The sequence below is a fragment of the Sorangium sp. So ce362 genome, assembly GCF_051519845.1.
GTDB lineage: Bacteria > Myxococcota_A > Polyangia > Polyangiales > Polyangiaceae > Sorangium.
Genome location: NZ_CP150332.1, coordinates 3,570,602 through 3,583,323, shown reverse-complemented (window position 1 = coordinate 3,583,323; position 12,722 = coordinate 3,570,602). Strand labels below are relative to the sequence as shown.

6 protein-coding genes are annotated in these 12,722 nt (G+C 72.7%); 2 read left to right on the top strand and 4 right to left on the bottom strand.

Going from position 1 to position 12,722, the window contains the following annotated elements; translation table 11 throughout:
* Window positions 1-65 precede the first annotated feature (65 nt).
* Complete coding sequence (locus WMF17_RS14155) at window positions 66-1,454, top strand: PAS domain S-box protein (protein WP_437649956.1); 1,389 nt, start codon at window positions 66-68, stop codon at window positions 1,452-1,454.
* A 106-nt stretch (window positions 1,455-1,560) separates the two neighbouring features.
* Here WMF17_RS14155 and WMF17_RS14150 read toward each other — a convergent pair whose 3' ends face one another.
* The 3 genes from WMF17_RS14150 to WMF17_RS14140 all read right to left on the bottom strand — a co-directional run bounded on the left by WMF17_RS14150 (window position 1,561) and on the right by WMF17_RS14140 (window position 6,817).
* Window positions 1,561-2,919 carry a hypothetical protein gene (locus WMF17_RS14150; protein WP_437602573.1) on the bottom strand — a complete coding sequence of 453 codons (1,359 nt, stop codon included), beginning with the start codon at window positions 2,917-2,919 and terminating at the stop codon, window positions 1,561-1,563.
* Between the two features lie 2 nt (window positions 2,920-2,921).
* Window positions 2,922-3,938, bottom strand: a complete 1,017-nt coding sequence (locus WMF17_RS14145) for a hypothetical protein (RefSeq protein ID WP_437649954.1) — start codon at window positions 3,936-3,938, stop codon at window positions 2,922-2,924.
* A 620-nt stretch (window positions 3,939-4,558) separates the two neighbouring features.
* Entirely contained in the window at window positions 4,559-6,817 is a 2,259-nt protein-coding gene (locus WMF17_RS14140) for a PilZ domain-containing protein (protein WP_437649952.1), read from the bottom strand.
* 260 nt (window positions 6,818-7,077) lie between these two features.
* Here WMF17_RS14140 and WMF17_RS14135 point away from each other — a divergent pair, with 260 nt between their 5' ends.
* Window positions 7,078-7,440, top strand: a complete 363-nt coding sequence (locus WMF17_RS14135; protein WP_437649951.1) for a hypothetical protein — start codon at window positions 7,078-7,080, stop codon at window positions 7,438-7,440.
* A 77-nt stretch (window positions 7,441-7,517) separates the two neighbouring features.
* Here WMF17_RS14135 and WMF17_RS14130 read toward each other — a convergent pair whose 3' ends face one another.
* Entirely contained in the window at window positions 7,518-12,659 is a 5,142-nt protein-coding gene (locus WMF17_RS14130; RefSeq protein WP_437649949.1) for an AAA family ATPase, read from the bottom strand.
* Window positions 12,660-12,722: the final 63 nt, after the last annotated feature.

The window sequence follows — 12,722 nt, the reverse complement described above, 5'->3', positions numbered from 1 at the left end:
GGCGACCGCCGATCGCGCGCCGTCTTCCGAGGAGCCGGGCAGCTGCACCTGCGAAAGAAGCGGATATGACAACGGAACAGGTGATCGATCCTTCTGTCAAACCCTCGGACCGATCTCGCTGGAACGACGCGAAGCTGGCGGTCATGGCCGAGGTGGCGCCGGTTGCGATGATCGTGTGTGACCGTGAGCGCGTCGTGCGCTTCTGGAACCGGCAGGCGTCGCGGCTGTTCGGGTGGACCGAAGCGGAGGTGCTCGGCCGCGAGCTGCCCTGCCTGCGCCATGACGATGTCGACGCGTGCTGGAAGCGCCCGGGCGACGAGGAGGCTCCGCTCGCGGCGCAAGGTCTCCGCAAGGACGGCGCCCGCATCGATCTGGAGATCACGCCGGTGGTGGTGGAGCGCGACGCGTCCGGCGCCGCCTCCGGGCTCATGGCGGTCGTCAGGGAGACCCGCGAGAAGCACACGCCGGAATGCTCCGCCGAGAGGACGCGCGCGAACGACGCGCTCCGCGAGAGCGAGGAGCGCTTCCGCATGGTCGTCCTCGCCGTCCAGGATGCGATCTACGATTTCGACGTCGCGACCGGCGCGGTCTGGCGCAGCGATACCTTCGAGAAGGTCTCGGGCGCGCCCAAGGACCTCTACGCGGACGCAGGCTGGTGGCGCGAGCACATCCACCCTGACGACGTGAACAACGTCAGCGACGCGCTCGGGTCGGCGATGGGCTCCGGCGCCAGCACCTGGAGCGCAGAGTACCGCCTGCGCCGGGCGACCGGCGAGTACGCCGTGCTCATCGACCGCGGCGTGATCCTCCGTGACGCGGAGGGCAAGCTGGTCAAGGTCGTCGGCGCGGTCTCGGACGTGACCGAGCAGCGACGGCTCGAGGCGCAGGTGCAGGAGTCGATGATCCAGCTCAAGGCAGCCGCCGAGGAGGTCGAGCAGCAGAATCGGCTCCTCGAGAACGAGATCCTCGAGCGCATGCGCAGCGAGGACAGCCTGCGCACCCAGAACGAGGCCATCCGGCTCATGTCGGCCCCCGTGGTCCAGGTCTGGGAGCACGTCCTGGCCCTCCCGCTGATCGGCGCGATCGACGACGTCCGCGCGTCGCGCATCACGGAGACGCTCCTCAACGAGGTCGTGCGCACGCAGGCCAGGGTCGCGATCATGGATCTGACCGGCATCGAGAGCGTCGATATCGCGACCACCAAGCACCTCCTGGACATGATGCGAGCCGTCCAGCTGCTCGGGACGCGCGGGGTTGTGTCGGGGATCTCGCCGCAGATCGCGGCCACCATGACGGAGCTCGGCGCCGAGACGCAGGGGCTCGTCACCTTCGGCACCCTGAAGGACGCGCTCCGCCACGCGGTCGCCTCGACCACGCGCGCCGCGACCGCCCCCCGCTCGCCGGGGCCGAGCGCGGCAGCGGCGCGGCCCGCAGGCGCACAAGACCGGCGGTGATCCCCGCGCGCGACCAATGGGGGTCCGTCGGCGCGGGCTGCCCCTCGGCGCGTGGACGAGGCGGGCTGCCCGGACGACGGCGCGTGGCCGCCGTCCGGGCGCGGCGTCAGAGGACCTTCAGGAACGCGATCAGATCCGAGCGCTGAGCGCGCGAGAGGCGGATCGGGAACCGCCTGCCGTCCTTCGATTTGTTGTAGAAATCGCTGTTGAAGTAGTCGACGACCTCCTCGAGCGACATCGCCGAATTGTCGTGGAAGTACGGGGCGTTCCGCGCGAGGCGCCGGAGCTGCGGGACCTTGAAGCGGCCGACGTCCTCGAGCCGCCCGGTCGTGGCCGCCAGCCCGACGTCCTTCGTGACCTTGAAGGGGACGATGACGCCGTCCTCGCGGACGAGCGGGAGGACGATGGGCTCGAAGACGCCCCCACCGGCGTGGTGAGAGAACCTGAGACCGTGCCTGTTCCGCTCGGACACGCCCACGTTGAACGTCCGTGTCACGCTCGGCCCGAACACCGGGTTCTTGACGTCCGTCTCGCCGTTGCCGAGCGCCTCGACGTTCGAGAGGTTGTTGAACACGTTGGGCACGTTGTGGCACGTCATGCACGAGCGCTCGAACACCTTCTTCCCGCGCTCCTCGGCCCGCGTCCGGATCCGGACCGTGTGGAAGGGATCGCGCGCCAGCACGCGGAACATCGGGTGCGACGGGTCGCGGAGCGCGGCGAGGCGCGGATCCGAGAGCTGCGAGAACTGGAACGCCTCGAGGTCGTTGCCGTCCTGGACCGTGAAGAGGTCGTCGAAGCGCTTGTCCGACTCCTGCGTGTGGCTGAAGACGGCGCCCCGGTCGGTCTCGAACATCGTGCGCGCGCGCGCGTCATGGAGGAACCCGTTCGAGAAGGCCAGGTTGACAAGCCGGATGGACTTGCGCCAGAAGAACACCTGCCGGAACGGGTCGTCCTCGGCGCGCTGGAGGTTGAAGCGGTTCGGGCGATACTTGATGAGGGCCAGCTCGTCGAGGTTGCGCAGGCCGTCCGGGTCGCCCTGCGCGTCGCCGTGGAGGCCCGTGAACAGCGCGTCGTCGAGAGACACCGACGCGGACAGCGGGGGGGGCGGGAGCCCGAGCTCCACCTCGAGCCCGCGATGGCACGTGAAGCACGTGCGCTGGTTGCTCACGACCGTGCCCCCGAAGGCCACCGAGGGCCCCTCGAAGATCGCCTGGCTCTTGTCCTCCGCGTCGCTGTCCGCGGCCAGGCCGAAGAGGGCGCGGCCCCGCACCGGATCCGCCCCCGGCTGGGTCGGATTGAACCGCAGGGACTCCTCCAGATGCAGGTTGTGGGTGCCGCTGTTCGTGACCTTGATCTCGGACCCTGCCGCGCCGAGCAGCTCCAGGTCGTCGCGTGATCCGGTGCACGCCGAGAGGGACGCCGCGAGGCCGACGGCGAAGAGCAGTCGCAGGAGTCTCGTCGTCATGGCTAGCTCCCCTCCGGGCTGCAGAAGTTCAGGCCCTTTGTGTGCACCCCGGTGAAGAAGTCCTCGCACGTCCCGGCGCCTGCGAACGGCCGGATCGGCGGCGCCACGTTGCCGAAGGTCGCGTCGATATCCCACGCGTAGCCCCGCGGGATGACGCCGCCGAACTGGGTGCCGTTGCTGTAGGTGGAGAACAGGTGCCCGCGCGGCGGGAACGTGTAGTACTCCGTCGGCTCGATCGTGACGCTCAGGAAGAAGCCGCTCCGGAGGTAGTCCGAGAAGCTGACCGCCTCCGAGGCGGGGAGCGTCTTGGCGTAGCCCCGGATCGTCGACAGATCGATCCGGTTCGGGTCCGACAGGCACAGGTTCGGCGGCGGGAACCCCTCGACGACCTGAGCGTACTCGGGCAGATCCGCGCGCACCGTCTTGTCGTACGCGAGGGTGAACTCCAGATCGACGTCGCCGTCCGCGTCGGGCTGGAAGAGCGGCGAGCCGATGGCCCTCACCGTCGGCAGCTCGATGGCGATCGAGCCGGGCGGGGGCGCCGCGAAATCGAGCTCGCTGCCGAGCAGATCCCGCGTGGCGGCGTCGTAATAGAACTTGAGGAGCCCTGCCTGGCTGACGACCCAGAACTGATATCGCCCGTTCACGATGTCCTCGCTCTCGGGCCAGAAGGGGTTTGGAAAGAAGCTCACCCCCGGGGTGCGATCGACGCTCGGAGAGGGCACGAGCACCCCCTTGCCGGTGATCTTGATCCGGACCGAGTTGTCCTCTTCGCTCCATCGCAGGGTGGCCTGCATCTCGCGCTCGCAGTTGTGGGGCAGCGCGATGACCGTGGCCTCCGGCGGGACGCCGGCGCCCCGGTAGAGAGGGACCTTCATGAAACCTTCACGATGATCGCCTCCCGACTGCGCCTGCACAGGGGAGCCGGCGACGCCGGACGAGCCGGCCGTCAGCACGCCGGCGCCGAACACAAGCACGAACCCGGCGTGACGCGGTCTCAGATGACGTGGTTTGGACATCGAATGCTCCTGTCCGCAGAGGGGCGCCCGCGGGGGTAGGCGCTCGCTCCGCGCGCGAAGGGCAAAGTGGGACCGAGACGAGGCAGCGGCTTCACCGGCCGTGGCCGAGCCGTCAGCCGCCGCGCAACCGACGCACATCCTGCGAGGACCAGCGCCTCTTGCCCCCACGGCCCAGAGGCACCCCCTCGAACCAATGTATATATCCGAGACAGACGCAATTCAAAGAACAAATGAAACGGTCTTTACTCCATGACAGAACCTCCGGAGACGCTCACGTGTCGCTACCGGACATCACAACCTGCTGAACTCGACGACAGCGCGGCTCGGCTGTGCATCGCAGCGGCGGATTTCATGCCCTGTCAGGCAAAGCTCGCGGGGAGGCCGGGCAACCGGGGGGCGTCGACGGGGCCCATGCCTCCATGTCCGCCTCCCTGGTCAACTGCAGGTGATGGTCGGATTGATCGTGAAGGCGAGAAGGCGAAGGCGAGAAGGCGAAGGCGAGAAGAACATGTGTCTGTTCTTCTCGCCTTCGCCTTACATGTTCGTGGAGCGGGACCGCCCGGGCAGGGAGGCGCCGAGGGTCGCTCAGCGCCTCGAGCCGCGGGGGGCGCGCGAGCGCGTCAGCGCGCCTTGTCCTTCTTGTCGCTCCCCTTCCCGCCCTTCTTCTTCTTCTTGTCGTCGTCCTTCTTCGACTTCGACGCCACCTTCTTCGGCTCGTCGCGGCCGAGCGCGATCTCCAGGCGATCGCCGCGCGCCTTGGCCTTGTAGGCGGGCACGCCGTCCTTGAACTGCAGCGTGATCTCCGCGCCGTGCGGCGTGTTGACCACGCGCACCGACGCGATGCGCTTGTCCTTCCGGGCGAGGCCGCTGCCGGAGGACAGCGCGCGACGGTCGGGCAGCGACACCGTGAAGCCCATCGCGCCGGCAGCGCCGTTCAGCTCCTCGATGGGGCCGTCCATCTTCAGCTTCAGCACGACGGGGCTCCTCACGGTCCCCTGACCCCACTCCTTCGGGCCCTCCTTCTCGTCGTCGTCCGCCTCCGCCTCGTCGTCCTCGCCGGGGCCGCCCGGGACCGCGGCCGCCCGCGCGAGCGGGTCGCCGGCCAGGGCGCTCGGGTCGGCCGGCGGCGTCGGCGGCACAGGCTCCGTCGTCGACAGCGGCGTCGCGCCGAACAGGGGGATGTTCGCCGTCAGCACGCCGCCCGGCGCAGCCGCGGCCCCCGGCAGCGCAGGCGCGCCGGGCGACGCCGGCAGCGCCGGAGCGCCCGCAGCGGTCGCCGCGGTCCCGGCCGAGGGCGCGTCGCCGCCCTGCAGGCCGAGGAGGCGCGCGGCCCCGAAGACGACGAGCACCGCCGCCAGCCCGAGGAAGCTCCCGGCCGCGGCCGCCTTCTTGTTGAAGCGCGGCGGCTCGGCCCCCTCGCCCGCCGTCTCGTCGGCCTCCTCGCGCACCAGCCGGCGGCCGCCGGACTTCAGCGCGCCGGCCGGCGGCGGCGCCGTCGTGCGGCGATGGCCGCCCTCCTTGGACCCGTCCCCCTCGCCCGCCGCGCGCGCGGCGCGCCGCTCCTTGATCCGCGCCACCATGCCGGCCATCGCGGTGGCCGCGCGCGCCCCGACGCCGGCGAGCGCCGGGGCGATCTTGCCCGCCGCGGCCTTGCCGGCCATCGCGGCCTTCTCGCCGACGTCGCGCAGCCGGCTCGGCTGCGCGTCGGCCGCCGGCGCTGCGCCCGCGTCCTCCGACCCCTCCCGCGCGGAGAGGGGCGCCGCGTCCTGCGCCGAGACCGGCGCCGCGTCCGCCGCGCGCGCCTCCCCCGCCGAGGGCGCCGGCGACAGGTCGCCGTCGTGATCGTCGTCCCCCTCGACCGCCGCACCGCCGCGCGCGGCGCTCGCGCCGACCGAGGCGCGCTCGCCCTGCGGATCGCGCGCAGGCGCCGCGGACGGCCGCCCCGGCGCGCGCTCGCCCGGATCGCGCGGCGGCGCCGACGACGCCCGCGCCGGCGCGCTCTCAGCCGGCGGCGCCGACGACGCCCGCCCCGCCGCGCGCTCAGCCGGCGGCGCCGACGACGCCCGCCCCGCCGCGCGCTCGCCCTGCGGCGCCGACGACGCCCGCGGGCTCTCGCCCGGCGGCGGGACCGACGGCGCCCGCGCGGGCGCTCCCGCGTCGAGCGCCGCCGCCGGCCTCGCCGGGGGCAGGGACTCGGACGACGCCGCCCGCGGGCGCGACGCCCTGGCCGCGCGGGGCGCCTCGTAGCGCAGCGTGACAACGAGCTGCGGCACGCTCGTCGCCGGGTCGACCTCGACCTTCACGTGGTCGATGTACGCCTCGCGGCGCGTGCCCTGCTCGACCTCCTCCAGCTCGAGGGAGCGGCCCACCTTGAGGAACTCCAGGTTGGAGCCGACCTCGAGATCGTCGAGCCCCCCCGCGCGCACGCGCGCCTTCATGGGCGAGCTCAGCCCGTCGATGTGGAGCCGCACGCGCGCGCCCCGCTGCGCCGCGCCGGAGGGGACCGCGAGCGCCGGCGCGGCGGCGCCGGCGCCGGCATCCATCGACGAGCACATCGAGCGCACCGCCTCCTCCGCCTCGGCGTCGAGGCCGGTGAAGCGCAGGCCGAACTCGCCGCCGCGCGCCTCCTCGGCGCGCCAGCACACCTCACCCTCGACGACGAGCTCCTTGCCGAGCCCGTCGAAGCGGCAGATCAGCGCGTCGCCGACCCGCGGCAGGTACGCCGTGCGCAGGCGCATCCCCTCGGGGGACATGTCGATCGATTCGGCCTCGAAGCCGCCGCCCGACGTCTCGCCGACCGCGACGAGCGCCTCGATACGGACCCGCTGCCCCGCGCCGGCGCGCCGCTCGCCGCCGCCGCTCTCGCGATCTCTCTCCAAGGATTCCGGCGCCTTGCGAACGCCATCTCCCTCTGCGCCTCGAACGTTCATACGCCCACTCCTCCGCTTCGCCGCGAAGCCGCGTCCGCGATCGCGGGACCTCCGCGGTGCAGAGGGCCCTCTGGCCGGCAGTACGGCCTAAGCCCCGTGCTGGCCAAATTTTGGAGGCCGCGCGAGGCGGCGAGACGCGGGCGCGGCGTGGAGATCGGCCGCTCGCTTCGCCTGGCGCCCCAGGGGGCAAACGTGGGAAGCTTTCGGTGATGGGCAAGGACGAGCCGCCGCAGAACCAGGACAAGCCCGCGCCGCCCGCGAACCAGGACGTCGTCTTCATCCACAGCCCCGTCGAGCAGGGAGAGGGCTTCCGGGTCATCCGGAGCCGGGAGGACCGGCTCGAGATCGGTGAGCTGCGGCCCACCGAGCACGGGCGCCCGCTGGCCGGAGAGCTCGTGAAGCTGACGCAGCGGTCCGAGCACACCCGGCTCTTCGACGTGGAGGTGCTGCTCCCGGCGCCCCGCGGGGCCGACGCGTCCCGGTCCGGCCCCGCCCAGGTCGCGACCGACGCCTACCGCTCCAACTGGGAGGCGATCTTCGGCCACCGCGAGGAGAACAAGCTCGCCAACTGAGGCGCCCTCGGCGACGGCGCCGGACGCCGCGCTGGCGAGCCGCGGCGCGTCGCGCAGGCGCGCCAGCCGGGCCGCCCTCAGCCACGGCCGCCAGACGCCACGCTGGCGAGCCGCGGCGCCTCGCCGGTCCTCCGGATCGCGTAGGCGATCCCGCGCTGGAGCGTCCCCTGGACGACGGTCTCGCCGAGATCGATGCCGAGGCCGACGAGCGTCTGCGAGACGCGGGGGGCGATCCCTGTGATCACCGCCTCGGCGCCGAGCAGGCGCAGCGCTGTCGCGGTGCGCAGGAGCGTCGCCGCGACGCCGCTGTCCACGCCCCGCACGCCCGTGATGTCCAGGATGACGACCTGGGCCCCCGTCTCCGACACGCCGCGGAGCGCCGCGGCGAGCGCCTCGTCCGCGCGCTGCGCGTCGACGGTCCCGATGAGCGGCATGACCATGATCCTGTCGGTGATCGGGATGAGCGGCGTCGACAGCTCCGCGAGCCGCTCGCGCTGCATGCGGATGAGGTCCTCCTGCAGGCCGGCGCGCTCCTGCTCGGCGCGCGACCGCTCGGCGAGCTCCTCCTCGAGCTGCGCCTTCGCCGAGGAGAGCTCCGCTGTGCGGGCGGCGACAGCCGCCTCGAGCGCGCCGTTGGCGCGGCGGAGCTCGTCGCTCGCCGCCTGGACGCGCGCGTAGAGCAGCGCGTTCTTCACGGCGATGGCGGCCTGCGCGGCGACGAGCTCGAGCACGTCGAGGCGGGCGCGCGAGAACACGTCGGGCGCGGCGTTGTTCTCCAGATAGAGGATGCCCGAGACGTCCCCCTGGCTCACCATGGGCAGCGCGAGCACGGATCGCGGCTTGCGCGCCGCGACGTAGGGATCGCCGTCGAAGCGCGCGTCCTGCGCGGCGTCCGCCACGACGACGGCGCCCCCGCTGCTCATCGCGAGCTCGATCACCCGCGCGGCCGCGGCGCCGCTCTCGCGCACGGGCGTCGACGGGCCGACGCGCACCTCGCCCTCGTCCTCGACGACGGCCTCCACGCGCGGCCCGCCCTCGTGGTCCAGGATCAGCGCGCCCCGCTGGGCGCCGACGCTCTCGATGGCGAGCCGGAGCAGCCGCGTCATGACGCGGCCGAGGTCGATCTCGCGCGCCACGGCCTGCGCGGCGCGGATCAGCGCCGCCGCGTCGAGCAGCGCCACGCGCCGCGCGACCATCTCGGTCGTCGACGAGACGACCGAGGTCAGGTTCGACAGGAGGTCCGCGGACGCGGGCTGGCCCGCCGCCGCGCGGGGGAGCAGCTCGACGTAGGCCTCCTCCATCTGCCGCAGCTTGGCCGTGGCGCCCCAGCGCGCGTAGGCCTGGTAGGCCTCGACGAGGCACGACCGCGCGAGCCACGGCATGCGCCTCGAGGCGAGGAACCTGCCGCAGAGCTCGCTGACGAGCGCGCGGTAGCGCACGTACCCCGCCTGCTCCGCCGCGCCGCTCGCCTGCTGGTAGAGCTCGAGGATCGGCTCCAGCGCCTCCCCGGCGACGCGCGCGCGCTCCGCCCGGACGAGCAGCTCCAGGTGCCGGAGCTCGGGGCAGTCCCGCGCGAGGACGGCGAGCTTGTCGTGGCTCGACGCGAGCATCTCGGCCAGCGCGCCGCCCTCCTCCCCGCTCGCCCGAGGCCCGAGCGCCAGGAGGGTGAGGCAGGTATAGAGCGGCAGATCGACGACGCCGATGTACTGGCCCGTCAGGGCGCGGGCCCGCTCGTGCGCGCGGCGCGCCATCCGCAGCGCGCCCTCGTGATCGCCGTAGAGGTACGCGAGCGCGAGCTTGTTCGTGTAGTAGAAGCCAGCGACGATCGCGAAGGCGACCCCATCGAGCTTCGGCACGAAGGCGTCCTCGTCGAAGCCGGCGTCGCTCAGCGTGCCGCGGTCCAGCGTGCGCCCCTCGAGGTTCTGGATCACCTGCAGCGCGACGGTCTGGACCGCCGTCGACAGCGCGTCCTTCGTGCGGGAGGTGAAGCGCAGGAACCCACCGACGTCCTCGCGCACGCGCCGGAGCTCGCCTTCCAGGCTGAGCTTCATCTGGGCGACGATGTTGGAGGCCGCCGACGCGAACATGAAGTCGCCGGTCTCCATCCCGGCGACCCGCGCCCGCTGGAGGACCTCGAGCGCCTCGCGCTGCGGCCTCGAGAGGTTCATGACGACCCCGTAGTTGAAGTCGACCTTCGCCCTGATGGCATCGATCCGGTACCTGTCGTTCAGGGCGACGCCCATCCGCACGATCCTGTAGCCCTCGTGCGGCTGGCCCCTGAACGCGGCCAGGTAGAAGCCGTGGAGCGCGTACGCCACGCTGGCCATCGGCGAGCTCCCGTGCCGGAGCGACAGGTTCGTCATCCTGACGGCGAGGAGCTGGGCCAGCGGCGGGTTGAGGAAATACGCCGATGGCGAGCCGTAGCCGAGCATCTCCACCACGACCCTGACGCGCGGATCGGCGAGCTCCGGGCCCGCGCCGACGTCCTCGCCCCGCCGGGCGGCGAAGCCGCGCTCGGCCTCGGCGAGCTCCGCGCGGAGCGCGGCGGCGAGCGCCTCGCCCTCGGTGGGCACCTCCATGCCGAAGCGGCGCAGGCCCTGGAGCGCCACCGCGAGCGTGTCCGCCCAGCGGTGCTGCGCGTTGTAGAGGACCATCCGCATGCAGTAAACGCGCGCGCGCTCCACGTCCGAGGCGGCGCGCTCGAGGAGGGCGTCGAAGAGCGCCTCCGCCTCGTCGCAGCGGCCGCTCAGGTGCGCGCACTCGGCCTTCGCGGCATGGATGTCGAAGACGTCGAGGGCGAGGCCAGGCTCGCCGGCCCATGGATCCGGGCCGAGCGCGGACGCCGCGGCGCTCAGGTAGCCGAACGCGGCGTCGTACGCGGTCGCCGCCTGCGCGCGCCGCCCCGCGGCCAGGTTGAGCCGCACGAGCTCGCCGCGCTCCGCCGGATCCTCGATCAGGGCCGCGGCGACGTTCAGGTGGCCGACGACGACGAACAGCTCCTCGTCGCTCGGGTCCTCGCCGAGGCTCGCCGCGAGCAGCCGGCCGATGCGGTGGTGCAGCCGCCTCCGCTCCGGCTCGTCGATGAGCGCGTACGCCGCCTGCTGGACGCGATCGTGCAGGAACCGGTACGAGACGCGGAACGAGGGGTCCTCGAGCAGCCTGCCCGCGACCGCCGCGTCGCCGGCGTGGACGAAGCGGTACTCGGGATCGAGGGGTACGACGAGGCCCTCCCGCAGGGCCTCCCAGAGGGCCGCGGCCACCTCGCCCGGGGGCTGCTCGGCGACGAGCGCGAGCGTCCTGAGGTCGAAGCGGTGGCCAACGCAGGCGGCGAGCCGGAGGGCGCGCTGCGCGCCGGGCGCGAGCCGCCGGATCTTCGCGGCCATCAGCTCGACGACGCCCTCCGCGCCCTCCGCGCTCCGGGCGCGGTCGAGGCTCCACGCCCACGCCCCCGCGGCCGGATCGAAGCGCACGATCCCCTCGCCGGCGAGGGCCTGCAGGAGCTGGTGGATGAAGAACGGGTTGCCCGCGGTCCTCTCCAGGATCAGCGCCGCGAAGGCGTCCGTGTCCTCGAGGCGGCAGCGCAGGGCGTCGGCGAGGAGCCGGCGGATGTCCTCGAGCTCGAGCGGCCCGAGCCACACATCGGAGACGGGCGCGTCCGCCGCCCGCAGGTCGCGGACGAGCCTCGCCAGCGGGTGGGCGTCGTCGACCTCCTGGTCGCGGTAGGCGCCGATCACGAGCATCCCGCGGGCGTCCGGATCGGTCATCAGGAGCTCGAGGAGCCTCAGCGAGGCCGGGTCGGCCCACTGGAGGTCGTCGATGAAGAGCACGAGGAGGTGCTCCTCCGTCACGGCGCGGACGAAGGTCTGGAACGCCAGGCTGAAGCGGTTCTTCGACTCGTTCGGCCCGAGCGGCTGCACGGCGGGCTGGGGGCCGATGATGCGCGCGAGCTCGGGGATGACGTCGACGACGACCTGCCCGATCGAGCCGAGCGCGGCGCTCAGCCGGGCCTTCCAGCGCGCCACGGACTCCTCGCCCTCCGACAGCATGCGCTCGCACAGCTCGCCGAACGCCTGCGCGATGGCCGCGTAGGGGGTACGCTGCTTGAGCTGGCCGAACTTCCCCGAGACGAAGTACCCGGGCCGCCGCGCGAGCACCTTGTAGACCTCGCGGACGAGGGCGGACTTGCCGACGCCGGCGTGGCCGGAGATGAGGAACAGCTCGACGGCGCCGGCCGCCACGCGCTCGCACGCGGCCACGACCGCCTGCGTCGCGGCCTCGCGCCCGTAGAGCTTCTCCGGCAGCCAGAGCCGGCCGCCCGCGTCGCGCTCGCCGAGCGGGAAAGGATCGACGCGGCCGTCGGCCTCGTACCTCCGGAGGCACTCCTCGAGATCGGCGCGCAGCGCCTCGGCGCACGGATACCGATCCTCGGCGGCCTTGGAGAGGAGCTTCATGACGAGATCGGAGACGACGCGCGGGATCTCGGCCGACGCGGCGTGCGGCGGCGTCGGCGTCCTGGCCAGGTGACAGTGGACGAGCTCCATGGCGCTCGGCGCTGTGAACGGGGGAGCGCCCGTGAGCATCTCGTGGAGGGTGACGCCCAGGGAGTAGAGATCCGTCCGGCAGTCGAGGCTGCGGTTCATCCAGCCCGTCTGCTCGGGTGACATGTACGCCAGGGTCCCCTCCGCGGCGTCCGGGCTCTCGGCCCGCGGCGCCTCCTGCGACAGGCGCGTTGCGATCCCGAAATCGGAGAGCTTGACCACCAGCGGATCGAGGCGGACGAGGAGGTTGTGCGGCTTGACGTCCTTGTGAATGACGCCCGCGTGGTGCAGCGACGCGAGGGCGTCCGCAACGTGGATGCCGATCCGCAGGATCGTGGCCAGACCGAGCCTGTTGCTCCGCAGGACGATGTCGAGCGACGCGCCGCCGAAGTCCTCCAGGACGAGCACGGGCCCCCCATCGCACTCCTCGACGTCGAGGATGCGGAGGACGCCCGGATGCGCGATCTCGCGCGTTATCACCTGCTCGTGGCGGAGCCTCGCGATCGCGCGCGGCGACGCCCGCCCGGCGCTCGGTCCCTTCAGCACGACGGGCTGCCCGTCCGACGCGCGGCGCGCGCGGCGCACGGTGCTCATCGGCCCCTCGTGGAGGATGGCGTCCGCGGCGTAGCCCTGCAGCGGGCTCGCTGATCCAGTAGCATGAACCGCGCCGAGTTTCGTCATGCGTTCAGGTTACAACCGATATGACACCTTCCGTGGCGGCGTTCGACGTCGCGGCTCTTCGAC

Excerpts from the sequence above, each read along its gene's own strand:
- WMF17_RS14155 (WP_437649956.1), top strand. The coding sequence starts at position 66 with ATGACAACGGAACAGGTGATCGATCCTTCTGTCAAACCCTCGGACCGA.
- WMF17_RS14150 (WP_437602573.1), bottom strand. The coding sequence starts at position 2,919 with ATGACGACGAGACTCCTGCGACTGCTCTTCGCCGTCGGCCTCGCGGCG.
- WMF17_RS14145 (WP_437649954.1), bottom strand. The coding sequence starts at position 3,938 with ATGTCCAAACCACGTCATCTGAGACCGCGTCACGCCGGGTTCGTGCTT.
- WMF17_RS14135 (WP_437649951.1), top strand. The coding sequence starts at position 7,078 with ATGGGCAAGGACGAGCCGCCGCAGAACCAGGACAAGCCCGCGCCGCCC.
- WMF17_RS14130 (WP_437649949.1), bottom strand. The coding sequence starts at position 12,659 with ATGACGAAACTCGGCGCGGTTCATGCTACTGGATCAGCGAGCCCGCTG.